This is a genomic window from Alteromonas lipotrueae (assembly GCF_019249215.1).
Lineage (GTDB): Bacteria > Pseudomonadota > Gammaproteobacteria > Enterobacterales > Alteromonadaceae > Alteromonas > Alteromonas lipotrueae.
Window position 1 is genome coordinate 110,658 of record NZ_JAESDI010000001.1, and the last position, 25,078, is coordinate 135,735.

Below are 25,078 nucleotides of genomic sequence, written 5' to 3' on the forward strand. Positions count from 1 at the left end.
AGCGGCTAGTTGCAGAGAATATGACTAAGCCTGAATAGCTAAGCCTGAATGGAAAAGCCCGAGTGGAAAAAGAACGAGCTAAATAAAAATGAATAACACAAAAAGACGTGAAATCTTAACCCGACTTCGGGACGATAACCCCCACCCTACTACTGAGCTTAATTTCTCCACGCCCTTTGAGCTGTTGGTCGCGGTCACCTTGTCGGCGCAATCTACCGATGTTGGCGTAAACAAAGCTACTGACAAACTTTTTCCGATTGCCAATACCGCTCAGGCTATCTCTGCTCTTGGTGAAGATGGGTTAAAGGAGTACATAAAAACCATTGGTTTATTCAACTCAAAAGCCAAAAATGTACATCGCTTAAGTGAAATTCTGGTCGAAAAATATAATGGTGAAGTACCCGAAAGCCGAGAAGCCTTAGAAGCTCTGCCAGGCGTTGGCCGTAAAACGGCTAACGTAGTACTGAATACCGCGTTTGGCTGGCCTACCATCGCTGTAGACACCCACATCTATCGCGTAAGTAACCGCACTAAATTGGCTATGGGTAAAACCGTTGAGAAAGTTGAAGAAAAGCTGCTAAAAGTGGTTCCTAAAGAATTTAAAGTCGATGTGCACCACTGGCTCATTCTGCACGGTCGTTATACTTGTGTAGCCCGTAAGCCGCGCTGTGGCGCTTGTATTATTGAAGACTTATGCGAGTTTAAAGATAAAACTGAATATGCTGAGTAGCTTACACAAGGATCTTAACCTGTCAGACAACTCGCTGAGAGTGAGTAGAGAGCTAGCTGAGATATTGTAATAAGTTACCTGCCAAAAACGTCTATCGCAATGCTGCCCGCCTGGTAGAAAACCTCTCGTCCGAATAGCGTTACTAGCCAACGCTTATTAAAAAGCGTCAGATACACTTTACATAGCCTGAACAATATTTAATCGTATTCGATTCAAGTTGTTTAATGAAGGTTCCGGATATCGGTAGGGCTTTTCCGGAATGTAGGAAGTCAAAGTCGACTAACTAATATTATATTTTGTAACATTTAAACTGTTCAATATCTTGTGCTGAAAAATGTTCTGTTTTAGGTTTGTAAATATCAATTACTTACTACTTGGTTAACTCGTTGTCTTCTGTATTTATACGCATCAGCCTGGGAATTATTGCGATATTGGTAACCGGTGTATTGGTGATTACCGCTCTGTATTTCACCCCATTAGCGCCACCACTTGTTCAAAACGAAAAGCAAGATTTAATCATTATCGATAACGTCAATATCGTCGATGTGATTGGCGGAACGATACTGAAACATAAACAAGTCATCATCGAAACAGGGATCATTACAAACATTCGAGAAGCAGAGTCTCGTTTTCCAAAAGACAATGGCTATATCGTGGCTGGTAATAACCAGTATTTGATGCCGGGCTTGTGGGACATGCATTCCCATCTTGCTTTTAACGAAGCGCCACAAATAACAATGCCCCTTTACATAGCCAATGGCGTTCTGCACTTGCGCGATATGCAAGGCATTATGAATATTGTCGAAAAGAGAAGACGATGGGCTGAATCAATCAATAATCACGAATTACTCGGCCCCAGAATTGTCGGTTCCGCTGATCATATCGTAGGCGATAATTATGACCGTCGCGATGTCGAAAAAGTGGTATTAAAAACATCAGAAAGTACGAATGCCTTTATAAAAATATACAGTCAGATAAAAGAACCTCGTTTTCTCAAACTAGCGGGATTGGCAGAGCGACATGATGTCCAATTTGCAGGTCACTATCCGTTAAGTATTGATCCAATTTTGGCATCCAATGCTGGTCAACGGAGTTTTGAACACGCGCATTTATTCATTGATAACGCGTCCACAAAGGCCCCCCTCTTGCGTCAATATTACAGCGAAACATTCTCAAATAACGGCGTAGCAAAGACTCACCGACCGACGAAGATAGAAATTCTTGATACATTCGAACAGCAGAAATTTAACTTACTGGTTGCCGCAATGGTGCAAAACAACACGTATTTTGTGCCAACTCACATTACTAAACGATATGAGGCATTTAGCCACGACAATGAATTCCTATCAGATGGAAAACTCAAATATATTCCATTTATGGTTCAAAATCTTTGGGCAGATGATGCCCAAGGCATGAAAGCGTACTCTGCAGACACACTCAGTCAATATTACCGTAGAGGTCTTGAGTTAACGGGGCAAGCCCATCGACAAGGGGTTAAGATACTCGTAGGGACAGACACCTATGATCCTTACTCATTTCCGGGCTTTTCGCTTCATACTGAATTAGAACAATTGACAAAAGCCGGCTTATCAAATGCCGAAGCACTCGCATCAGCGACAATTTTGCCAGCAACCTATTTTCAAAGGCAGCTAAAAATGGGAAGTGTAGATATAGGCAAAATGGGTGATGTTATTTTGCTCGATAAAAATCCTTTGGCTGACATCCAAAATACCAAGAGTATCAAGATGGTCATTTATGATGGCGCGGTGTATGACGAACAAGACTTGATGCGGCAAAAAGATTATGTAGAGACTAATGTCAGTGGTGTTAATAACCTACTAATCACTGTCAAAATGATAGTCGCAATGCTTCAAGATAATACCCCGGAGGCTAGAAACGCCGGATACTAATCTCTGAGGTTATTTATGTTATAGATTTATTAGCATTTGCCCAGCTTAACACTGCTGTAGACACGCTTATTTTCGAGTACTAGAACCGCACTAAATCGACCATGGCTAAAAACATTGAAGTTAAACATAATGCTACCCGCCTGTTAGAAAACTCTTCGTCCGAATAGTGTTACTACTCAACGCTTTAGATTCCGATTAAACTCCTATTTAAAAGTAAAAATCTGCACATGGTTGTAAGCAAATATATAAATCATTAGGAATTATTTATCATCTTTGTATTGATTACTGCTGTCATTGTAGGATTGATGATTATTTTATCGACTAAGCGGCGACGTATATTAATTAGTCGATTAATTTTTGATTTTGTTAATCAAGTAGAAGCAAAACTCGCTAGATTGCATTGTGAAAGCCGTTCTATTTATGGGCTAGACGTGTTCTATCATAGCAACACGAAACACTTTTCTAATGATAAGCCTGCGCTGGTGCTTTTACACGGATTCAGTGCTGATAAGTATGTGTGGAATCGCTTTGCCAAAAGGTTCTCTTCTCAATATCAATTAATTATTCCGGATCTTAAAGGCCATGGCCAAACGGCTTACAGCCCCACTGATGATTATTCTGTACCCAGCCAATGCCGGATGTTATTGGCGCTATTAGCGCAATTGAACATTACGCGTTTTAGCATAGTGGGTAATTCTATGGGCGGAATGATGGCAGCTAAACTATTCGATGAAATGCCTGACCGTATTGAAAAAGCAGTTTTAATCGATCCTGCTGGCGCTAAGTCACCGTTCGCGCAAAACATGATAAATAACAATATAAACCCTTTTGAACACAATAATGAACAGGATTTTTTTAATTTTTACGATGTAATCATGGCAAAACCGCCATTTGTGCCAAGGTTTATTTTACGTGCACTGGCATGGGAATTTATTAATAAGCGTGAGCAATACACGCACATGTTTACTCAATTTTTCAACTTACGCGATTTTTATTCTCGTGATTATCGATTCGATTACTCTCAGTCGATGCTGATATGGGGTCTTAACGATAAGTTGTTGCCGGTAGACGATTTCACCCACTGGAAAATGATGCTCAATTCAAACACCCTTATTTATGAAGATCTTGGTCACATGCCCATGGTTGAAGATGTGAAGCGTGTGTCTAAAGATATTTTGGAATTTTTGAATAAGCGATAAAAGGGTTTGTTAGAAGTGGGTTATCTGGAACACCTGTTTTGGTAAGTTAAAAAAGTAAAAAGCCCTATTACTCAAACAGCAAATAGGGCTAAGTTTTTTCTATATTTTAATAAAACAAACTTCTAATCTTCTTTCTCTTCACTCTTTTTGTCGTCTTTGTACTTATCAAACCACGCTAAAATGTAGCCAACTTTACGTGCAAGGTTCGAAGGTTTGGCAGCGATACCATGATAAGCCCCTTGAATACGTACCAGTGCGCTATCGACGCCCTGTAGACGTAATGCGCCATAATACTGTTCGCTTTCAGACATCGGCGTACGTACGTCTAGTTCACCGGTAAGTACCATGGTTGGCGTTGTTACATTCCCAACTAATGATAACGGCGAACGGCTCCAATATTGCTCGTAATCATTCCAAGGTAAGTCTGTAAACCAATACTTGCTCATATAAGCATAGATATCAGAGGTACCAATCATGCTTGTCCAGTTTATAACTGGTTTTGCTACTACGGAGGCTTTAAAACGATCCGTTTTACCGATGATCCAAGAGGTCAGCGTACCGCCGCCAGAACCTCCCGTAACAAACAAGTTCGTCTCATCCACATAACCTTTGGCAATAGCAGCATCAACCATATCCATAAGGTCGTCATAATCTTGTGATGGATAATTTTTATCGATTAAATTAGCAAACTCTTCACCTTGAGATGTAGAGCCTCGCGGGTTGCCATATAAAACCACATAGCCAGCAGCTGCCATTAACTGTATTTCTGTTGAAAAGCTTGGGCCATACGCGGTGTGCGGGCCGCCGTGTATTTCTAAAATTAATGGGTATTTTTTTGCAGGATCAAAATTGGGAGGGGTGACTACCCAAGCCTGTAAATCTCTATTATCTACACTGCTTTTTAGCGCCATCAATTCTGGCTTATTCACTGTTTTGTGGTCGAACACATCCCCATTTAAGTCAGTCAGTTGTTTAACTTTTCCCTTACTGGTCACTATCGCAAGGTCAGCGGGGCGATTTCCTAGCGACGCGGTATAAACCACACTGCCTTTAGACGTTACATCATAATCGCCCGATGTGTACGGCCTCCCTAAGCTAGTGCCACCTAAGCTACTCGTTTTTGTTGATATTTCACCTGACAAACTGACATAGGCCACATTTTTCTTGCCCATATCGTCATAACTAAAATATAAACCCTTACCATTATCTGCCCATTTAATGGCACCGACTGAACGGTCTAACTTGCTTGTTAGGTTTGTAATGTTCGTGCCATCTGGGTTCATTACGTATAGCTGGCTTAGCTGATTTGACTTGCCATTATCTTCATTACCAACAAAGGCGATTCTCTTACCGTTAGGACTCAAATGAGGGCTGCGCTCAGGGCCACTCATATCGGTTAAATTTGTCACTTTTGACGTGTTTATATCAATGCTAAACAAATCGCTATTAAGCATATCGAATTCCGCTTCATCTCTTGTGTTTGCTGAGATGATTATCTGTTGGCCGCTTTTAGACCATGCAATGGTACCTGCGTGATCGTGTTCACCTGAAGTAATTTGCCTTGGTGTACCGCCAATGGTTGGCACAACATATATTTGCATGTTGCCGGGACGTTTCATTCCCATGCCATCTCGTTGGAAATTGGTTTGGTCAATATACTGAGGGTTTTCGGCCCACTTGGCCCCTTTAGGTTTAAAATCTAAATTAAATAACGGTTTGGCTTTAGTGGGTGTGAACATAGCAAAAGCTAGATATTTACCGTCGGGTGAAAAGCTCATGCTGCTAGGGCGCATTGCAACGTCGGTTACACGGGTTGTGCTGCTTGATGCTAAATCTTTCAAATAAACTTGAACCTTACCTTCTTTGCTTGAAAGATAAGCCATTTTAGCGCCGTCAGGTGAAAACACAGGGCTAAAGTGATTTTTACTGTCAGAAAGAATAGGTAAATGAGCACTACCATCTAAGGCTATTGACCATAGATTGCGCCGCATTGAATCAGTCATAATATCCATGCTGCGACGCTCGTAAACAACATGTTTACCATCAGGCGTCACTACAGGGTTAGCAGCGTACTCAAGATTAAATACGTCATTTAAAGACAAAGTACTACTTGCCGCTTCGTCTGCAAACGCTGAATGAGTGGTAAATAGTGTACTTATTACCAGTGTTAAAGCCGACTTGGTTAAATATTTCTTATTCATGGCGCGTGTGCTCTTATTGTTTTAATTCGATAAATAAAATTAGCATTGTATGCATTAACATAGCGTAAATAATTGTATATACACCTTATATTTTATTCGAAAAGTAGTATTTATAAGGTGAATTTCATATTCTGTAGGCACAAGACGCTGTAAGGGCTTTCTTCTTCTGTCTGGCGTTTAACATTCACAATTAAGCCTCAATGTCGGTATTATTGGCTAATTGAACTCGCAGCAAAAAAGAAAGCGATCTACCTTTATCATTCGTTTGACAGAGTGACAATTGGTGTAAACACCGTCATATACCTAACTACATCCTTGATGGAGAACACATGCATCAACTTAAACATCTCACTTTTAGCGCTGTGGTGGTTTTTTTCAGTTTTCCGATACTGGCGGCTTCTAACGTTATAACAAACGAACAAAAACAAACGGCTAACGACCTGATAGAAACGGCACTTGAAAGTAACTTAGGCATGGAAATCGTAACCTCGCTGACGACAGAGATAGGCCCTCGATTGGGCGGCTCTGAAGCGGAAGAGCGTGCCAGAGACTGGGGCGTAAAACTGGGAGAACGTTTAGGCTTCGATGAAGTTCGTATTGAGCCGTTTACAATGCCTTTTTGGGATAGAGGCCACTTACATATTTCGTTAACCTCACCTTACCAACAAGATTTATACGGCACAGCGTTAGGCGGCGGAGCACCGACAAAAGAAAATATAAATGCCGATGTTGTGTATTTTAGAGACATTCACGCGTTATCAGGTGTTAAGGATGGAAGTCTGAGTGGAAAGGTTGCTTTTGTCGATGGCGACAAAATGGTTAAAAGCCAAACGGGCGCGGGCTATGGCCAAGCTAATCAACGTCGTAGAATTGGTTGGCAACATGCGCAACGTGCAGGCGCTAGCGCATTGGTTGTTCGCTCTGTTGGTTCAGACTCACATCGGTTTCCACACACTGGAATGATGAGTAGCGATGGTGATAACTGGGCGAACATTCCTGTTATCGCTATTTCAAATCCTGATGCTGACCATCTTCGCCGCTTACATAATTTAAGCAAGCCTATGAGTATTTCATTGCACTCAGAATCAAAGTGGAAAGGCGAAGTAAAAAGCGGGAACGTTATTCTTGATTTAGTTGGAAGTGAAAAACCTGAAGAAATCGTACTTATTGGAGGCCATTTAGACAGTTGGGATTTAGGTACTGGCGCAGTTGACGATGGTGCAGGTATTGCCATCACAACCGCAGCTGCCGCCTTAATTGCTAACTTACCAACTCGCCCCAAGCGCACAATTCGTGTGGTGATGTTTGGTGCAGAAGAAGTAGGTCTACTTGGGGCATTCGCCTATGCTAAACAGCATGATGCAAACTTAAAAAACCATGTTTTGGCAACCGAGTCTGACTTTGGTGCGCAAACCATTTGGCAATTAGTATCAAACGTTAATCCAGAAGCTACGTTGTTGATGGATGAAGTAGGAAAAATCCTGTCGCCTCTTGGCATAGTTAGAGGAGGAGCCGATGTACCTGGCGGTGGCCCTGATATTATTCCCTTGGCTAAAAAAGGTGTACCCACCATTCGATTAAACCAAAATGGACGGGATTACTTCGACTTGCATCATACGCCAGATGATACCCTTGATAAGATTGATCCAAATGAACTAGCACAGAATATTGCGGCTTATGCAGCAAGTATATATTTGATTGCCGATTCAGATGTGGTGTTAAAGCCTTAAGAAACTATTAGCGGGTGGCTAAAGCAAGCTGCCCGCTAAGCTTTTCCTCTTTTCCGTTTTCCCTTTTTGCGAAAAAAGAATACGAAAATGCGCGTTATTATTACTATTTCCTACGTGTAGCTCGCGGGGCATTTTCACTTTGTATTTCACGTTCAGTGTCGTTGTTTCTCGCCTGCTCTCTTAATTTAGCTCTCTTAATTTAGCTCTCTTAATTTAGCTCTCATTGACGAAAGCACGTAATGCTTCAAGGTCTACCGGTTTGATAAAGTGAGCATTGAATCCCGCGGCTTCTGCCCGTCTTTTATCAGCTTCTAAACCGTAACCTGTAAGGGCTGCAAGGGGCAACGTCTGCGATTGCTTACGTATATGTTTGGCCAGTTCATACCCGTCCATGCCTGGTAAACCTATATCTAATAACATAACATCTGGCTCAAACACCTTTAACTTCGCTAATGCACTAGCCCCATCATGTACAATTGCAACCTGGTGCCCTGCAACTTCCAGTAACAGGGATAGGGTTTCAGCAATATCTTGATCGTCTTCTACAACTAGTACCCGCTTGGGGCGAACCTCGTTTTCTAGCTGTTGTTGTGGCAATGGTTTTACAGCAGTTTGACTAGCTGCTAGCGGTAAAGTAACAATAAACTCTGACCCTTTATTCAACCCCTCACTATGCGCCTCAACAGTTCCGCCATGGAGCTCCACAAGACGATGAACTATAGTAAGCCCAATTCCTAGTCCACCTTTAGCGCGATCTAATCCACGTTCCGCCTGCCTAAAGAGGTCGAAAACATGCTCCAATACCTCTGGAGTCATACCTATTCCCGTATCCGTTACGCGCAACTCTACGCTCTCCTTGTTCCGCTCTAGCGAGAGCGCAATCGTTCCACCGGGATCGGTATACTTTGTGGCATTGGTAAGCAAATTCACCAATATTTGCTCTAATCTCACCGGGTCACCCAAGACCATCAAAGGTTCGTTTGATAATGAGAGGCTTAGTGTATGTTCATTTTCAACTATCTGCGTTTTCACGCTCTCTTGCGCGTAAGAGGTAATCTGAACAATATCTACCAGCTCCTCATTTATATCCACAAGACCGCGGGTAATTCGAGAAACATCCAGTAAATCGTTTACTAGCCCTTTGAGGATCTTAGACTGACGATTAAGGATATCGAGATAGCGTCGATTGGGTTCTTCGCCACCTTGTTCCATAAGAGTAACTGTATTACTAATTGCACCTAAGGGGTTGCGTAGTTCATGTGCCAGCATCGCCAAGAATTCGTCTTTACTACGATCTTCCTGCTTAAGTCGCTCATTAACGATACGTAGTGCCTCAGCTGCCTCTTTGCGCACATGGGCGAGATCTAAACACGCGCTAATTCTAGCCGTTAGTTCACGTGCTGCAAAAGGCTTCACCAAATAATCATCGGCACCCGCTTTAAGCCCCTCTACGCGCGCTTCCTCACCAGCTCGCGCAGAAAGAAGTATTACAGGTATACCTTTTGTCAGCCGATTATTGCGTAGTTTACCTAGTAGTTCGAAGCCATCTATCCCCGGCATCATTACGTCTGTTAGTACTAAGTCGGGGAGGTCTTCTATAATTCGCTCATACGCAGCATGGCCATTACTGACGGTCTCTACATTCCAATAGTCGCCTATCAACCTGTGCAAATATTCGCGCATGTCAGCATTGTCGTCTACCACCAATACTCTTGCCTTTGGAAAACGAGATAACCTATTGCTAATATCTAGCGTCGAAGCCGATTCAGCTAGGGCATCACTTTCTTTGTGAGCTTTCCGGTTAGGTTCATTTTCATCTAAATCTGGTAGCCAACGAAGTGCTTCGTCAATATAAGGCTGAGTACCTATTGCTGTGGATGAAAGTTTCTGCTGCGAGCCAATATCTTCAGATTGCAGATGGGCACCGCCGAAGGGAATACGTATAAAGAACGTTGTTCCCTCACCCACGCAACTCTGCACTTTTATCGAGCCTCCGTGCAAACTCACCAACTCGTGCACAAGAGAAAGGCCAATCCCCGTACCTTCAAATGTGCGCCCGCGTGCATTCTTTACCCGATTAAATCGCTCGAAAATATGAGGCAGCTTGTCGTCCTCAATACCAATTCCTGTATCTTGCACTTGTAGCTCAACCTCACTCTCAAGGGGAAGTAATGAAACGCGAATTTCGCCCTCAAATGTAAACTTCAAGGCGTTTGAAAGCAGGTTCAAAACCACTTTCTCCCACTTATCGCAGTCGACATAGACCTTTTCGTTAAGCTCAGGGGTATCTAACACTAATGTAAGTCCCGCTTTTTCAATCGCTGAGCGGAAGTTACTGGCTAGGTCTTGGGTTAACCGCGAGAGATCAGTAGGCGCATAATTCATATCAGTGCGTCCCGCTTCAATACGCGAGAAATCAAGCAGTGTATTAACCAACTTGAGCATACGTAAGGCGTTTCTGTGCACCATTATTAATTCATCTGGCGCAAGGGCTTGCTTAGGAGAGCGAAGTGCATCCTCAGTGGGCCCTAGCATCAGTGTTAGCGGTGTACGTAACTCATGACTTACATTGAGGAAAAAGGCAGTCTTAACACGATCTAGCTCTGCTAACGCTTCTAATCGCTTGCGTTCTTCCTCATGAGCGCGTGCACTCGCTATCCCTCTTGAGATTTGGCCTGCAGCGAGGCGGATAAGCTCATTATAACTATCATTAAGCGCACGTAGTGGGCTTACTCCTATCACTAAATAGCCATAGGGTTGACCGCCAGAGCCAGTCAGCGCCACAGCAACCGCCTTTTCGGGTGATGTATCCCAACAACCAGTGGGCATTTCACCTACCAGTGTCGACACATCTTCTACCACCAGAAAGCTGTCGCCAGAGACCTTGAATAACGGCCAAACTTGATTGCTCTTTTCGTTTAGTGGAATACTGGATGGCTGGCCAGCCCCCATATAGTTATCCAGCCCTGCAGATGCCACAAGATTTGCTTTGCTACCATTGTCATCAACCAGATAAAGTAGCGAAAATGGGAAATCAGCATTATTGGTGGCCAGTACCTCAGCGGCCATCTTACAGGCGTCCTCAGCAGAGCTAGGAGTGGGCTGCGCGCCGAGATCTCGAAGCAAAAGTAACTGGCGTTCACTTTGAACCTGTACCGTAGTTTCCTGACACGTCACCAGCACCCCGCCGATGCCTCCGTCATCATCTCTCACCGGACTGTAAGAAAAGGTGAAGTAGGTTTCTTCTATGAAACCTTTACGATTCATAGGCAGAAGTAAGTGCTCATTCCACGTCGCGCCTTTGCCGCTGAGCACGTGTTCTGATTGTGGTCCAATTATATGCCAGATTTCCTGCCATACTTCGGCTCCTGGCGCCCCCATAGCCTTCGGGTGCTTACCTCCCAACACAGCCACATAAGCATGATTGTAAATATGTAGAAGCTCAGAGCCCCACCAAAGGGTCATCGGAAAACGATTCTCAAGCACCATGGCGGCTATAGAGCGAAGACTTGCCGGCCAATTTTCGTAGGGGCCGAGCCTGGTACTAGACCAATCGAATGCTTTCATGCGGGTCGCTAGGTCTACCCCATCGGTCAGCAGTTTGTTGACGTGTTGCTTATCCACTAATACTCACTCCATACAATACTGCCCGACTTCTTATACGTTCGTGTTTTTCACGTTCGCTCTCTGACTAGTTTATAGAACATCTACCAGAGAGTAGAAAGGCCTGTAGTTTAATTCCATTTCTCAAAAATATATCAATACGTCAATGTATAGGCAAAAGATTAGATAAAGGTAATGGAGAGGGTTAAATCGGTGTTATCCTCAGGATGTAGAGAGTCGAGTTGCGAAAGTATAGGGCGTAAATAGATAACGCTTCACGCGCTAATTCATTTTTTTATGAGTAGATTTGTATCGATACATACGCTTATCTGCGAGGGAAATACATGCTTTAGCTGAATCACACTCAAGGCTTGTTGCAATGCCAAAGCTAACTCCCGCACTATACCATGTTTTACTCAACTCCTCAGATATTGTCAGCATTAAAGAGCGCGCTTTATTTGTTAATTCTTGCGTATCGGCCGCAGACTTAGCTTTCAGTATACTGACAAATTCGTCCCCGCCAGAACGGAATATACCACCTCGAGGATAGAACGATTGCTGCATTAGGCTTGCCGTTTCAACAATGAGTTTGTCCCCTTCTTGATGCCCTTTCTTATCGTTTACTGTTTTTAAGCCATCGAGATCTACATAAACCACAACATAAAAACCGCTTAACTGGGTAACATATTCTGTAAGCGCAAATCGATTACCGAGTTTAGTCATCGCATCAGTACGAGATAAATAGTAGTTTCGGTTAAATTCGACTTGTTGAAGCTTAAACCATTCAGCTAAACATAATAATATGCAGATGCAATCTAACGACAACGCAATCACTACAACCGACTCTGAATAAGGAAGATCGCCGAAATACTGGCTGTGCGCGCCTACGTAATAGCCAAGTGAACTACTGTAAAGTAAGTTGCCCGTCAGAAAATACTTGGCGCGGAAGTCTTTTAACTTGAGCATACCGATGCCGACGGCTAACGTAACCACCACCCAAAACATCGCTATTATATGCGAGATTAAAAACGCCGTTGTGAACGGTAAGAACCACATTGCTATACCTAAGGCCACACTCGTTACGCTTAACCAACGCATAAAGCGGAATAGTTTTTTATGATTCGATTTGCAGTCGAAAAGATCTGAAACGAACTGTGCCGCACACGCTATAGCAAAAGGAAATAGTTTCATTCCCCAATAGCTACTGTTTATTGACATATCGAACAGGTCATCAATAAGCCCCGAGGCCGCTGCCCAACCAACACCATGTAAGCCCAAATAGCCAGCACAGGTAAGTGCTACCCGTTTCCGTGTACTCAAAAATGCGAGTAGCGCTAAAAGTGCGAGCAAAATCATTGTAGTTATAGCGGCAATCGATAACCCATTGTTATAAATCTGAAATGTGTAAAATGAAGCCGCGTCGAAAATAGAAATAGAAACAGGCGTGGGAAATTGTTTCGCTTCAATAAGCACCCATAACTCAATGGGGTTATTACGCTCAGCTTGAACAGCAAAACCCTGAAAGTGCAAAATCTGGGGCGTTTCGCCGTCTGCCAACTGCGAAAACACCGTAACGTTGGCTTGTTGGCTCTTTGATGAATAAGACGCTATACCAGTATCAATAAAGTTGGCGTTAATCATCACGAAGTATTGGCCAGTCTTGGAAGGACTTAAAGTTACTTTGGTTAAGTAGGAGCCAGACTTTCCACCTAATGCAGACCTGATAGGCAAAGTTGGATAGCCCGCCTGTACCATTTGAAATTTTTCAGCACTGTCAATATCCCTATAATGCATATCGACAGGTAAGCTTCGCCACAGGCTGGAGTCTGGAAGGGTAACTTTACCATTGCTCAATGACACAGATTCATTTCCTAGCGCAGGGAAAACTATGGCTAGGATAAGGAGAGACAGCCCCCTTGAAATTCGAAGGTTAGAAAGCAAATACTCGCCCCTGTTACCAATGTGGGTAGTAGACGAATTTGACTTCATTGACTACCCCTCGCTAGGTGGAATACAACTAATCAAAATATATACACAACGTAGCAAGATAACAATGGAGATTTTGGCTCTTAGTTTTACCTCAGGTAAGTTCAACTCACCACTTTACGCGCATCTTACTTTTTGAAGGTTACCCGTCTTTTCGTGTGCGCTTAAACTTTGGAGTCTAGCAAAATACACTAAGCGTAAATACTCTCAACCGTGGTATTAAGTAACCAACGTAAAAATACTTTCGTATCTTTGTTGTTATGAAATTGAACTGACTTTTGACACTCTTTATCGGTAAAAACAACGTTGAAGTTATTTACTGAAATTGTCGAAATAGGGGGAAGTGTACGGAGCGAAGCGCCGTTAATAGTATGAGACATATAATTTTTCTTTGTATAATAATGTTGCTAGTTTTTTATTCGTTTTAAAATTCCTTTCAAAATTCTGTTTTTATCAAACCAAAAATAAATAAAAATGTTAGTACTGCACAATTAAAAAAGGCTAAGTAGAAACTTAGCCTTTTGTCGTTGTATTTTAAAGTTCTACTTAAAGAACAACAACGTTTGCAGCTTGAAGGCCTTTTTGACCTTGTTCTACGCTGAAGCTTACCGCTTGGCCTTCAGAAAGCGTTTTGAAGCCGTCAGAAGCGATTGAACGGAAATGTACGAATACGTCTTTACCGCCACCGTCTTGAGTAAGAAAACCAAAACCTTTATCTTCGTTGAACCATTTAACTGTGCCGTTTACTGTATCAGACATGTTTGTAACCTTATATATTTGAAGTAATTGGTGAAATTCACCGGATAGCAATAGATTTAACTTACTAGTAACGCAAATGTATATCTATTAAAACTTCGATAAAACTGAAGAATAAAAGGGTACAACGCAGTAGTAGAAAAAGCTTTTAATTATCTAAAGCGGGCGTAATGTACATCTTTCAGTCAGGTAAGTCTACCGATATCGCTATTTATTTCTCTTATCGCGCAACATCTTGCTGTACAAGTTCCATTACAATCGCACACATATCATAACCCTCGTGCCCTCCCCCGCATTCACCATCAATTGACGTCGCAATCCTGCTGTCAACTTACATACGTATGTTGATAGGAATCCCCCTCTATATTAGCTAGGCTCATGTTCTTGTTACGCTAACGCGCTTAAAGATCACAACACGAGTAGAGGCTGTATGTCACAACATTATGTATTAAAAGAGAAAGTGGCTATTGTTACTGGCGGCGGTAAAGGCCTGGGTAAGTCGCTTACTCTGAGACTACTTCAAGAAGGTATGAAGGTCGCTATTTGCGGAAGAACCCCTGCCACTATAACCAACACAGTAGCAGAGCTTAAAGCCAAATTCGGTGAGCGGATTTATGGCCAGGTTTGCGATATTAGTGATGCATCTGCGGTAAGCCACTTTATAGGACAAGTACGTTCACAGTTCGGCGATATTCAAGTATTGGTGAATAACAGTGGGTTTGGCAAAGAAACCTTAATTTGTGACACCAGCGAAAGCGACTGGGATGACGTTATGGATACCAATGTTAAAGGTACATTTTTGATGTGCAAAAACGTGGTGCCCAATATGATTAAGCAAAAGGAAGGGTACGTGGTAAATATTGCCTCTCAAGCTGCGTTAAACGGCTATCCGAATGCAGGCGTATATTGCGCGTCAAAGTTTGCCATGGTCGGTCTAGGCAAAGCCCTTCAAGAAGAAGTGCACGAGTACGGAATTCACGTTCACTCACTTAACCCTGCGCTTATTCAATCACAAAAAGCCCCTACGGATGAAATTAACACTGGGCTTATTCAAAATGATGACCTTAGTGATATGCTCGTTTATTTACTTCAGCAACCCCGTCGTCTTAAAATAGACAATATTGGAATGTGGGGCTTTTAGTTATCTTTTTTACTAGCTGTTTAACGATAGGCGCTTGCAGCCATTGCATCGGCGCCTTAGTGTCTCATTCCTTTCATATACCCATAGTAAACTGATTTATATGATGTCCTTAGAAGGACCGGGAGAGTGAAATGAGAATGCTACATACCATGCTTCGCGTTGAGGATCTTGATGCGTCTTTGCACTTCTACACCAACTTGATGGGTATGAAGCTGCTGAGAAAGTCTGAAAACCAAGCTTATGAATACACACTCGCTTTCGTGGGTTATGGCGAAGAAACTAACACTACGGTGCTTGAACTCACTTATAACTGGGGCGACGACACTTACGATAAAGGCACGGCTTACGGTCACATTGCTATTGAAGTAGACGACATTTATCAGTTCTGTGAAAACCTTGAGCAAAATGGCTGTGATGTCTATCGAAAGGCTGGTCCAGTAAAGGGCGGTTCTACTGTCATTGCTTTTGTTCGCGATCCAGATGGCTACGCCATTGAACTTATTCAAACAAAACCATAAGTCACTATTACAAAATACAGCGGCCCTATTAATAAGGATATTGCCATACTATGCTAAAAATTCCTCACGCGTCACTGACTTGCTCGTTAGTTTTCTCGCTTTTTATCTCTATTTTTGCAAGCCCAGTGCTATTGGCGAAAGACTTTGATGTTATAGCCCATAGGGGTGCCTCAGGTTATCTGCCTGAGCATACATTAGAAGCCGCCACACTTGCTTTTGCCATGAACCCTGACTTTATTGAGCAAGATGCGGTTATTACCAAAGATGGGATTGCCGTGGTGTTGCATGACATACATTTAGAAACAGTAACCAACGTTGAGCAGGTATTTCCTGAGCGAGCGCGTAAAGATGGTCGCTTTTACGCTTTAGACTTCACGCTAGATGAGCTTCGCACCCTGCAAGTACATGAACGAGCCAACAACAAAGGCGAGCAAGTTTTCACAACACGTTATACGGGGAATACGGCGAACTTTACCGTAGCAACCTTGGATGAACATTACGAGCTTATCACTCAACTCAATCGAGAGTTCGAAACCGATGTAGGGGTTTATACGGAAGTAAAGTCACCAGCGTGGCATACCGAACAAGGCGTAGATGCAAGCCAAATTGTAATTGCCTCCCTAACTCGCTTTAATCTTGCCAGTAAAAACGCCAACAGTTACTTGCAGTGTTTCGACTTCAATGAAATAAAGCGCATTAGAAACGAACTAAACTATGCGGGCAAAGTGGTCATGCTAATCGGTGAGAACAGCTGGGCGGAATCAACCACAGACTACGGTTGGATAAAAAGTGAAGCCGGCATGAAAGCAGTAGCTAAATATGCCGATGGTTTAGGCCCTTGGTTAGGGCAACTACTAGATCCGCAAGCGATGAAAGCGGGTAAACTGGTGCCGGCACCTTGGCTTGAACATGCCCATTCAGAAGGTTTCGTTATTCATCCATACACTTTTCGTGAAGATGCTCTGCCGCCAGGCATGACAGCAGAACAGCTTCTCTCTACCCTGAAACACGTGGTGAACGTAGACGGCGTATTTACCGACCATGTGCCACCAGTCAAAGCGTGGCTTGAGGCACAAGGCGAGTAGCAATAATAAATTAAGCTATTATACAACACACAAAAAAAGCGGCTAATAGCCGCTTTTTATATTCGAATCACAAAATAAATTTTCAATTCAGTCACTGAGTCAATCACTAGGATTTAGATAACCGTACCACTACCCTTCTATTTTGTGCTCTTGATTCGCGGGTATTGTTATTCGCGATATGACGCTTCTCGCCGTGCCCCGTAAGTTGAATTCTGTCATCGGGCACACCAATAGTAGTTAAGTAGCTTTTTACTTCATTGGCTCGGCGTATAGATAGTTGTTCGTTGTTCCATCGCCCGCCATAACTGTCGGTATAGCCATCAAGCAAAACTAACTCTAAGTCACTATCCTCTTTTAGGTATTCCCCAATCATTGTTAGGCGCTTTTGCGAATACTTAGTCAGTTCGGTACTGTTTTTCTGATACGACAACACCGTGTAGGCAATATCGTCGAAATTATAAGGCAATAAATTAGACACACACTCAACGAAGTCTCGATACACCAACGAGAAATTACTGGCGTTTAATGCAACGCTCACTTTATCGTATTCGTTGTACCAGTCTTGATAATAAATGGTGGGCCAGAAGCCTTTCTCAAGTTCACTTAACATAGTCCATGCGGCGTCTTGTGGAAGGTCACCATTATATTGCGTTCGCAATGTCATATCGGCGATAGTTTTAGGCGCAACACCCGGCATCCACTTTGGCGGTACAGAATAGACAGCAGCCACATCGAAGCGATTAGGCAATAAGTGCATATCTAGCTCGAATTCCATATTAAGCCGTTTTGAAGCCACGCTAGTAAACATGGCATCGCCGTACCCTGGTAAAGGATGGTTCAAGGTACATTGCAAACGCGATGCATCAACCACTTCCCAGTTCGACGTTTCTACCGTAGCCGAATACTGACGCATAGCACCGCTTGCGACCGTAGTAAAAAACAACGGAATAAGTAAACCGAATTTACGCTTCACAACTATACCCACTCAACTGATAAACCATACCTAACGAAAAGGCGCTTACAGAATATATCGTCCTTAGTGTAGAAAAGTTTAGCCTTCTCTTCCATCAATTATACATTGAATTGCAGCTTCCATAGCCCGTCATTTAGTCCATCAACGAAATTCAGGCTGGATACCGTGTGTTATCCTTGCCATAATCGCTCCACTTTCCGTAGCATTTTTATATTGATACAGCCGTGTTACGTAACCAAAAAACCTGCTAAGAGAAACTATGTCTGAGTTGCACCATTCCCTTCCTCATCGTTTTAGAGGCTACTTTCCTGTTGTTATTGACGTCGAAACCGCTGGTTTTAATTCTGGAACCGACGCCTTACTTGAAATCGCTGCCGTCACGGTAAAAATGGAAGAAGATGGGCTAATTTATCCTGACCAAACTTTTCATTACCATGTCGACCCTTTTGAAGGGGCCAACTTAGAGCCCGCAGCGCTAGAGTTTAACGGTATTGACCCTCACTGTGCTCTGCGCGGAGCCATTGAAGAAAGTGAAGCGATGAAGTCACTGTGCAAAGGCATTCGTAAAGCGCAAAAAGATGCGGATTGCCAGCGCTCGGTGATTGTGGCGCATAACGCCACCTTCGATCAAAGTTTCGTGAACGCAGCCATAGCCCGCTGCAACATTAAGCGCACGCCTTTCCACCCATTTGTATCATTTGATACCACCAGCCTTGCAGGTTTAACATTAGGCCAAACCGTATTGGTTAAAGCCTGCCGAGCGGCAGGTATCGAGTTTGATCAAAAAGAAGCCCACAGCGCATTATATGATGCGCAAAAAACCACAGAGCTATTTTGCTTTATGGTAAATCGCTATAAAGCACTGGGCGGCTGGCCCTTGGCAGATCAACCCGCCAATCCTGATTAGCCTTGCTGATAAGCAATATCTAAAATGGAGGCTTAGCGGCAAACCCATTTCATCAAAATCGATTTGATAGAAATAAAAAACAGCGCCGAATGGCGCTGTTTTAGTATTAGGTAGACGCATTTGCGAAACGCTTAGCATGTTTTTTTACATACTTAATATAGTTGCGTTCGGCACAGCGTTAATTATTATAACTTGTCAGCTTCTGCTGCAAGGTACTTAGCCACGCCTTCCGGTGATGCATCCATACCAGCTTTACCTTGTGTCCAACCCGCAGGGCAAACTTCGCCATGATCTTGATGGAATGCTAGCGCATCAACCATACGAAGCATTTCGTCTACGTTGCGGCCTAGCGGAAGGTCGTTAATCACTTGGTGACGTACAAGGCCTTCTTCATCAATCAGGAAAGAGCCACGAAATGCCACGCCATCTTCAGGGTGCTCTACATCATACGCCTGGCAGATTTCATGTTTTACGTCGGCCACCAAGGTGTATTGTACTGGGCCAATACCCCCTTCGTTTACTGGCGTATTTCGCCATGCATTGTGAGAAAACTGTGAATCGATAGAAACACCAATCACTTCTACGCCACGCTTTTTGAATTCTTCAAAACGCTTATCAAAAGCAATCAGTTCAGAAGGGCAAACAAAGGTAAAATCTAGCGGATAGAAAAATAGTACCGTTTTTTTACCTTTAATGGTTTCAGATAGTGAAAATGAGTCAACTATTTCACCTGAATCTAATACTGCAGCCGCGGTAAAATCCGGCGCTGGACGACCAACTAATACACTCATGAGTATCTCCAATTTATTTAAAAATTTAATAATAAGTAAAACGTCTTATTACTAGGCGTTTTCTATCTGTCTTTATTGGTACTTAATTTTAGATAACAAGCTATAACGCATTGTACTTTCGCTAATTTCTCATGAATATTTCACTCATCGTACCAAAGCACACCTTTTTTAATGATTTATTGAGTGTGAATACGACTAAATCTCACTTGCATTAGAATGAAATAGCAATTATTATCATTTACAGACTTATTTGGAGTGTTTTATGTTTGTATGTATGTGTTACGGCGTTACCGATAAAAGTATACGCGCCGCAGTACAAGGTAATGGCGTAGGCAACATGCGTGAATTGCGTGAACATATGGAACTTGGTTCCCAGTGTGGGAAGTGCATCCAAATGGCACAACAGATTATCGATCAAACTATTATCGATGACTCTATGTTTAAAAACGTAGGCTAACCCCCCTTTGCCCCAAACGTTTTCCTAACGTCTACCAAAAATTTATCTGACGTTCTATTTCAATCCACTAATAAGTCGTTAATCTACGCGGTATTCCAGCCCTAAATAATAGAACGCACCATTAATTCCACCTGGTGATGTTGGCGGGTATAAAGATCCGACTTCCCCACTGAATGGATTACTATCAGGCTTTGAATCAAACAGATTTTGCGCGCCTAACGTAACTCGCCACGACGGTGAAAAATACCATGCTACTTGCACATCTGCCGTTAGCGTATCGCTTCCAAAAATATCCATTCCCGCAGAAGCATCTAGATGGTCTTCGTAATATTTTCCGTAATAATTCGCCCGCCACGTAAAATTGAAATCTCCAATGTACTGTTCCAGCGTTAAACTGCCTCTGTGAGCAGGCAAGTTATCTTCTAGCATTCTGATGCGCTGTGGTGTCAGGTTTGGCATCAAGGTTAATTCACCTTCAACCATGGTGGGGTACAAGGTCACTCGCTCTACTTGCGTGTCTGTCCAATTGTAAGCTAACAATAAAGTCTGCTTCCAATCTTGCACCATGAAGTCATAGTGAATCACTAAATCAACGCCCTGAGTTTGCGTATCGAAATCGTTGGTAAAGAATTTAGCGGCATTGTATTTCGCCGCATCATCTCGCCCCTTTGCGCTGAGTATTTGTATGTCTTCATCGGTAAGAGGGATGGCCGATGTAGTACTGATCCTGTCCATCAGTCGAATATTGAAGTAATCCAAAGTGGCAAAAAATCTGTCACTTATGTGCATCACCACACCTAGACTAAAGTTGACCGACTCTTCTGGTGTGAGCGGTGTTGCACCTAGTTGTAGTGATACCAAATCGGTGGGTGGCAGTGTGGCTTGGTCTTCTAATCCATTGGCACTATATGCCGTAGTAACATTAATAACATTACTTTGACCAACTGTGGGGGCTTTAAAGCCGGTATTGATAGAACCTCGAAGGGCAAATAAGTCGTTCACCTTGTATCGCGTACTCAGCTTGCCATCAAAGGTAGAACCAAAATCAGTAAAGTGTTCAACTCGGGTGGCCACACCAAATTGCCATGCTTCAGTTAAGAAAAACTCCAAATCTATGTACACCGCCCAATTACTTCTATTCCAGTGCCCTGCCGATTGAGGCTGATAGCCTGGAAATCCGTTCGAGCCAATACTGAACCCTTGAGATGCGCCCGTTGTAGGGTCAAAAGCAAGCGAACCTGCGGCATAAGAGGCATCATCACCGGCTTTTTGAAAGTAAGTTTCTCTGCGCCATTCTGCGCCCATGGCAATACTGATAGGCTCTTCAAACACGGATTGAATTAGCTTAGCGAAATCAAGGTTGAACGTCCGCTCTACTTGGCTGACAGAACCAGGAGTATAAGACAGCGGAGAGTCAGGCCCTAAAGAAGGGTTTACAGTGCCTGATAGACGGTAAGCGATATCTGAATACCCTACACTGGCACTTAAATCCATTGCCCAGCCATTGTCTAGTTCCGTTTTTATGCCAGCAAATACTGACGCGTCAGTAATTGTGCCACCGAATTGTGGTGTAAACCCCCCAGGGAACCACTCGTTAAACGCAAAGCAATTAGCACCAAGTGCTGTTGAATTGTCTGCAATGCGCAAATAATCGGGGTTTTCCAATACATTGGTGTCATCAAGGAAAATAGTGGGACAGCTAATCCCCTGCCCTATACCGTCTAAATCCCCAACCAGTAGGCGGCTTTCACCCGTTTCTTCGTTAGTTTCAGAAAAAACACCTTCTCGAGTTTGTGGGTTGCGAAAGTAAAAACCGCCACTTATTTCACGATGCGCATACGTTGCTAATGCGTAACCTTCGAAGTTTGGCGCAATATCCCAGCCCGCATTCACCGACATTTTCATGTCCTCGTTAACGTCTAGCGCGCCCCATATTTGCGCAGGGCTACTGATGAACATGTTGCCTGCGTCAATGAGGCCTTGTGCATCATCACGCTGGACAGAGCGCGATGTACCTTGTTGCTGTCGATATTCTACCGTGGCATTTAAGAAGCCGTTCTCACCTAAACGAAACCCTTTATTAGCCTGTATCTGAAATAACTCACCATCACCTTCTGAATAGGTTCCCGTTTTAAGTGCAACGCTGCCACCTGAATCGCTGTCATTGAGTACGAAGTTAATCACGCCAGCAATCGCATCTGAACCGTATTGCGCGGCAGCACCATCTCGTAATACTTCAATTTGCTTTAGTGCATAAGCAGGGATAACCGAAATATCAGGCCCCTGTGCGCCATCAGACAAGCCTCCGCCAAGAAAGGTAATCACCGCCGAGCGATGCCTGCGCTTACCGTTCACAAGCAATAATGTGTGATCTGACGCCATACCTCGTAAATTAGCAGGTCGCACTAAACTGGTAGCATCATTAATGGGCTGATCGTTTACGTTTAAAGAAGGCACCATGGTGCTAAGCATTGAAAGCGCATCGCTGTTGCCTTGAGAATGCAAGGATTCTGACCCAATAATGTCTAGCGGCACTGGGGATTCGACCACACTACGTGGAGAGCTTCTGGTACCTACCACAGCAATACGCTCAAGCGCATTACTCGTGTCTTCTTCTTGAACCTTAGCCTCCCCCTCACCGTCTATGTTTTGAGCAACCAATTCACTGCGAGAGCGAATACTGACCTGCCCTGCACTGTCGGTCACCACAGCAAGTTCGGTGCCATCAAGCAATTTTGAGAGGGCTTCGTTGAGGGTAAAATTACCTTCTAAAGAGTTGGTTTTAACCGTTTGTGCTAAGTCGAAAGGAAATAACAGTGTGGTATTGGCTTGCTTTGCTAATTCTGTCAGCGCATCGTCGGCATCTTGGGCTGGAATTGAAAACTGGAAGGCAGTTTGATTAGATAGCTTTATTGAGCCTTGCGCTTTTTCTTGCGAGTTATGTTGCCCAGTTTGTGGTTCCACCTTTGATACTGGCAGTGGGGCGTTATCTTGCGCGCTATCTTTAGCCACCTGTTGGGCATATACGCCCTCTACATGACTTGAACACACTGCTAACATAAGGCAAATGCCAGCCTTGCGCGCACTATTATAGCTACGCACTACTACACGAGAAAAATTGACTGAACGCAAAAGGTGCAAGATGAGAAATCGTACTTATTATTTATTTTATTATATTGTCACAATACGTAAGCTTATGCCAAGTAATGCACGTGCATTGCTTTTATTACACACGCATTACTAGCGTATGATTCGTCTGTTATTCAATTATCATTAACCTTGAATCACTAACTCCGAGTTATCTGCGGATTATCCTAGTATTAACTTTAAACTAGCCTTGAGAAACAGATAGCTGAATACTGGTATCAGATACTTTCTCGTATTCAATGTTAAAGCTATTTTTAAGCGCAGCTAGCAAACCATCGATATCACCCACTTTAAAGTAGCCTGCAACACGGCGGCTTTTAAGCGATTCGTCAGAAATCTGAAAATGTACCTGAGTATATCTACCAATTTCAGCAAGCACGGCTTCTAAGCGCTCACCTTTGAATACAATCATGCCTTGCTGCCATGCTAAATCATCATCAATGTCGTTTTGCGATAAACTCTCGCGGGCATCAACATCGCCTTTAACTGTGGCTTTTTCACCCGCAAACATAAGCAGGCCTTCACCTTCAACGGGCGCTTTGGAAAACAATGACTGATTACTACTGAATGCACTAAATCTGTCTTTAACTAATACCTTTCCATCGGTTACCACTAATTCGAAAGCGTTGTCGTCAACATACTGCATGTTAAACGCTGTACCCACTGCGGTAACCGTATTATTACCTGCGGTTACAGTGAAAGGTCGCGTGGTATCGTGCGCCACTTCAAAATGCGCTTCGCCTTTTAGCAATACAATGTTTCGCACATCGTCAGAAAAATCGACGGTAACCCGTGAGTTTGTGTTTAACAGCAGTGTGGAACCATCAGAAAGCACGAGGTTTTTTTGTTCACCAATACCGGTTTCTATTTTTTCAGACACGTGTGCAACTACATCTGGCTCTTCTAGCCAAATACGATCAACGACAACACCTACTGCAATCGCCATAACTAAAAACGCTGCAGCCACGCTCATACGGGCTTGAGTAACTATACCCACGCGGCGCTTTTGGCGCTTATGGGTTTCGGTTTTATTCTGATGATGAGGAAACAAGCCACTTAACTCGTTAAGTACTGACATGTCGTCCCATAGGCTTGCGGCTTCCATGAGTGCCTTACGATGATTTGGGCTTTCGGCAAGCCACACATCAAGCTGTGCTTTTTCGTCTTCGCTAAGTTCGCGATCGAGACGGCTTATCCATAAGCAGGCTTGCTCTTGGATATCTTCTTTGCTGGAAAACTGACGAATATTGTTCATGTTAACTACGGCTTATGTCCTGAGTCGCATTACGAGATGTGCGCACGGGGGCGTCATCTTTAGATAGCTCGGCTAAATATTTCGAGCACAACATTAATCCTTTTGCGACATGCTTTTCGACCGTACTTTCGCTTAAACCAACCAATTCAGCGATGTCTTTTTGGCGCATGCCATATACTTTCTTAAGTAGGAAAACCCGTTTAACATCCGGTGAAAGTGTATCTGTCGCGCGGCAAAAATGGATGAAACGTTCTTTGCTTTCTACATTTTTTTCTAGGCTGTAACCCACCAATTCGTGGGGTAAAATATCCATATCATCAATAGGCTGGTTATTCTTATTTTCAGCTCTGGCAATATGATTTAATGCTAAGTTACGTGCTGTTTTCAGCATGTACGTGCGTTCAAAACGAATCTCTTGATTCATCTCTGCTTCATAACTTTTTATGAACGCTTCTTGAACGATGTCTTCTATATCGTCGGCACCCACAATAGTACTTACCGCACGCATTAGCTTAGCGCGATATTTTAAGAAGGATTCTGTGACTGTCGACTTTCTGGTCATATTAAAATTTTGCAGGTGTTTCAAATTGCTTACAGTTATTTCACCATCATGCCAATTTATTGGTCTGCTTGCACGATGAAATCTTATATTTTTAGCATTTAGAGAAATAAAAGGAGGCGAACGCCTC

Annotated in this window: 19 protein-coding genes; 9 read left to right on the top strand and 10 right to left on the bottom strand. The window is 43.2% G+C overall.

Annotated features, from left to right (window positions below):
- The first annotated feature begins 88 nt into the window (after nucleotides 1-88).
- The 3 genes from nth (at nucleotide 89) to JKP82_RS00500 (ending at nucleotide 3,839) form a co-directional block, all read left to right on the top strand.
- Entirely contained in the window at nucleotides 89-730 is a 642-nt protein-coding gene (gene nth, locus JKP82_RS00490; protein WP_218395433.1) for an endonuclease III, read from the top strand.
- A gap of 386 nt (nucleotides 731-1,116) precedes the next feature.
- Nucleotides 1,117-2,640 carry an amidohydrolase family protein gene (locus JKP82_RS00495; RefSeq protein ID WP_159529614.1) on the top strand — a complete coding sequence of 508 codons (1,524 nt, stop codon included), beginning with the start codon at nucleotides 1,117-1,119 and terminating at the stop codon, nucleotides 2,638-2,640.
- 305 nt (nucleotides 2,641-2,945) lie between these two features.
- Nucleotides 2,946-3,839 (top strand): alpha/beta fold hydrolase, encoded by an 894-nt coding sequence (locus JKP82_RS00500; protein WP_218395435.1) that lies wholly within the window; start codon nucleotides 2,946-2,948, stop codon nucleotides 3,837-3,839.
- 122 nt (nucleotides 3,840-3,961) lie between these two features.
- Here JKP82_RS00500 and JKP82_RS00505 read toward each other — a convergent pair whose 3' ends face one another.
- Complete coding sequence (locus JKP82_RS00505) at nucleotides 3,962-6,040, bottom strand: S9 family peptidase (RefSeq protein ID WP_218395437.1); 2,079 nt, start codon at nucleotides 6,038-6,040, stop codon at nucleotides 3,962-3,964.
- A gap of 329 nt (nucleotides 6,041-6,369) precedes the next feature.
- On the opposite strand from JKP82_RS00505, the gene JKP82_RS00510 reads away from it, so the two are divergent.
- Complete coding sequence (locus JKP82_RS00510; RefSeq protein WP_218395439.1) at nucleotides 6,370-7,770, top strand: M20/M25/M40 family metallo-hydrolase; 1,401 nt, start codon at nucleotides 6,370-6,372, stop codon at nucleotides 7,768-7,770.
- Between the two features lie 213 nt (nucleotides 7,771-7,983).
- Here the strand turns inward: JKP82_RS00510 and JKP82_RS00515 are convergent, their stop codons facing one another.
- From JKP82_RS00515 to cspE, 4 genes are all read right to left on the bottom strand, one after another.
- Complete coding sequence (locus tag JKP82_RS00515) at nucleotides 7,984-11,394, bottom strand: ATP-binding protein (protein ID WP_159529606.1); 3,411 nt, start codon at nucleotides 11,392-11,394, stop codon at nucleotides 7,984-7,986.
- A gap of 261 nt (nucleotides 11,395-11,655) precedes the next feature.
- Complete coding sequence (locus JKP82_RS00520) at nucleotides 11,656-13,362, bottom strand: GGDEF domain-containing protein (protein WP_220099804.1); 1,707 nt, start codon at nucleotides 13,360-13,362, stop codon at nucleotides 11,656-11,658.
- A 188-nt stretch (nucleotides 13,363-13,550) separates the two neighbouring features.
- Entirely contained in the window at nucleotides 13,551-13,739 is a 189-nt protein-coding gene (locus tag JKP82_RS00525) for a hypothetical protein (protein WP_159529604.1), read from the bottom strand.
- Between the two features lie 166 nt (nucleotides 13,740-13,905).
- The gene (cspE, locus tag JKP82_RS00530) at nucleotides 13,906-14,118 is read right to left on the bottom strand and encodes a transcription antiterminator/RNA stability regulator CspE (protein ID WP_013784966.1); all 213 of its coding nucleotides are present in this window, start codon (nucleotides 14,116-14,118) and stop codon (nucleotides 13,906-13,908) included.
- Between the two features lie 427 nt (nucleotides 14,119-14,545).
- Between cspE and JKP82_RS00535 the strand changes: the two genes are divergently transcribed.
- The 3 genes from JKP82_RS00535 to glpQ all read left to right on the top strand — a co-directional run bounded on the left by JKP82_RS00535 (nucleotide 14,546) and on the right by glpQ (nucleotide 16,859).
- Nucleotides 14,546-15,256, top strand: coding sequence for an SDR family oxidoreductase (locus tag JKP82_RS00535; protein ID WP_218395441.1), 711 nt, complete (start codon nucleotides 14,546-14,548; stop codon nucleotides 15,254-15,256).
- 131 nt (nucleotides 15,257-15,387) lie between these two features.
- Nucleotides 15,388-15,774, top strand: a complete 387-nt coding sequence (gene gloA, locus JKP82_RS00540) for a lactoylglutathione lyase (RefSeq protein ID WP_159529600.1) — start codon at nucleotides 15,388-15,390, stop codon at nucleotides 15,772-15,774.
- Between the two features lie 50 nt (nucleotides 15,775-15,824).
- On the top strand, nucleotides 15,825-16,859 hold the full coding sequence (gene glpQ / locus JKP82_RS00545) for a glycerophosphodiester phosphodiesterase (protein ID WP_159529598.1): 1,035 nt from the start codon (nucleotides 15,825-15,827) through the stop codon (nucleotides 16,857-16,859).
- A 106-nt stretch (nucleotides 16,860-16,965) separates the two neighbouring features.
- On the opposite strand, the gene JKP82_RS00550 is transcribed toward glpQ, so the two are convergent.
- Entirely contained in the window at nucleotides 16,966-17,772 is an 807-nt protein-coding gene (locus JKP82_RS00550) for a flagellar protein MotY (RefSeq protein ID WP_159534411.1), read from the bottom strand.
- Between the two features lie 319 nt (nucleotides 17,773-18,091).
- Between JKP82_RS00550 and rnt the strand changes: the two genes are divergently transcribed.
- Nucleotides 18,092-18,739 (top strand): ribonuclease T, encoded by a 648-nt coding sequence (gene rnt / locus JKP82_RS00555; RefSeq protein WP_218395443.1) that lies wholly within the window; start codon nucleotides 18,092-18,094, stop codon nucleotides 18,737-18,739.
- A 185-nt stretch (nucleotides 18,740-18,924) separates the two neighbouring features.
- Here the strand turns inward: rnt and JKP82_RS00560 are convergent, their stop codons facing one another.
- Nucleotides 18,925-19,530: a peroxiredoxin gene (locus tag JKP82_RS00560; protein ID WP_159529594.1), complete on the bottom strand. Its 606-nt coding sequence runs from the start codon at nucleotides 19,528-19,530 to the stop codon at nucleotides 18,925-18,927.
- Nucleotides 19,531-19,792: 262 nt separating this feature from the next.
- On the opposite strand from JKP82_RS00560, the gene JKP82_RS00565 reads away from it, so the two are divergent.
- Nucleotides 19,793-19,987 (top strand): bacterioferritin-associated ferredoxin, encoded by a 195-nt coding sequence (locus JKP82_RS00565; RefSeq protein ID WP_013784972.1) that lies wholly within the window; start codon nucleotides 19,793-19,795, stop codon nucleotides 19,985-19,987.
- A 78-nt stretch (nucleotides 19,988-20,065) separates the two neighbouring features.
- On the opposite strand, the gene JKP82_RS00570 is transcribed toward JKP82_RS00565, so the two are convergent.
- The 3 genes from JKP82_RS00570 to JKP82_RS00580 all read right to left on the bottom strand — a co-directional run bounded on the left by JKP82_RS00570 (nucleotide 20,066) and on the right by JKP82_RS00580 (nucleotide 24,951).
- Complete coding sequence (locus JKP82_RS00570; RefSeq protein WP_232370587.1) at nucleotides 20,066-23,047, bottom strand: TonB-dependent receptor; 2,982 nt, start codon at nucleotides 23,045-23,047, stop codon at nucleotides 20,066-20,068.
- Nucleotides 23,048-23,318: 271 nt separating this feature from the next.
- A complete protein-coding gene (locus JKP82_RS00575) occupies nucleotides 23,319-24,389 on the bottom strand; it encodes a FecR family protein (protein ID WP_159529591.1) in 1,071 nt (356 codons plus the stop codon).
- A gap of 1 nt (nucleotide 24,390) precedes the next feature.
- Nucleotides 24,391-24,951 (bottom strand): RNA polymerase sigma factor, encoded by a 561-nt coding sequence (locus JKP82_RS00580; RefSeq protein WP_159529589.1) that lies wholly within the window; start codon nucleotides 24,949-24,951, stop codon nucleotides 24,391-24,393.
- Between the last annotated feature and the right edge of the window lie 127 nt (nucleotides 24,952-25,078).

Excerpts from the sequence above, each read along its gene's own strand:
- nth (WP_218395433.1), top strand. The coding sequence starts at position 89 with ATGAATAACACAAAAAGACGTGAAATCTTAACCCGACTTCGGGACGAT.
- JKP82_RS00500 (WP_218395435.1), top strand. The coding sequence starts at position 2,946 with ATGATTATTTTATCGACTAAGCGGCGACGTATATTAATTAGTCGATTA.
- JKP82_RS00505 (WP_218395437.1), bottom strand. The coding sequence starts at position 6,040 with ATGAATAAGAAATATTTAACCAAGTCGGCTTTAACACTGGTAATAAGT.
- JKP82_RS00510 (WP_218395439.1), top strand. The coding sequence starts at position 6,370 with ATGCATCAACTTAAACATCTCACTTTTAGCGCTGTGGTGGTTTTTTTC.
- JKP82_RS00520 (WP_220099804.1), bottom strand. The coding sequence starts at position 13,362 with ATGAAGTCAAATTCGTCTACTACCCACATTGGTAACAGGGGCGAGTAT.
- JKP82_RS00525 (WP_159529604.1), bottom strand. The coding sequence starts at position 13,739 with ATGTCTCATACTATTAACGGCGCTTCGCTCCGTACACTTCCCCCTATT.
- cspE (WP_013784966.1), bottom strand. The coding sequence starts at position 14,118 with ATGTCTGATACAGTAAACGGCACAGTTAAATGGTTCAACGAAGATAAA.
- JKP82_RS00535 (WP_218395441.1), top strand. The coding sequence starts at position 14,546 with ATGTCACAACATTATGTATTAAAAGAGAAAGTGGCTATTGTTACTGGC.
- gloA (WP_159529600.1), top strand. The coding sequence starts at position 15,388 with ATGAGAATGCTACATACCATGCTTCGCGTTGAGGATCTTGATGCGTCT.
- glpQ (WP_159529598.1), top strand. The coding sequence starts at position 15,825 with ATGCTAAAAATTCCTCACGCGTCACTGACTTGCTCGTTAGTTTTCTCG.
- JKP82_RS00550 (WP_159534411.1), bottom strand. The coding sequence starts at position 17,772 with ATGCGTCAGTATTCGGCTACGGTAGAAACGTCGAACTGGGAAGTGGTT.
- rnt (WP_218395443.1), top strand. The coding sequence starts at position 18,092 with ATGTCTGAGTTGCACCATTCCCTTCCTCATCGTTTTAGAGGCTACTTT.
- JKP82_RS00560 (WP_159529594.1), bottom strand. The coding sequence starts at position 19,530 with ATGAGTGTATTAGTTGGTCGTCCAGCGCCGGATTTTACCGCGGCTGCA.
- JKP82_RS00565 (WP_013784972.1), top strand. The coding sequence starts at position 19,793 with ATGTTTGTATGTATGTGTTACGGCGTTACCGATAAAAGTATACGCGCC.
- JKP82_RS00570 (WP_232370587.1), bottom strand. The coding sequence starts at position 23,047 with ATGTTAGCAGTGTGTTCAAGTCATGTAGAGGGCGTATATGCCCAACAG.
- JKP82_RS00575 (WP_159529591.1), bottom strand. The coding sequence starts at position 24,389 with ATGAACAATATTCGTCAGTTTTCCAGCAAAGAAGATATCCAAGAGCAA.
- JKP82_RS00580 (WP_159529589.1), bottom strand. The coding sequence starts at position 24,951 with ATGACCAGAAAGTCGACAGTCACAGAATCCTTCTTAAAATATCGCGCT.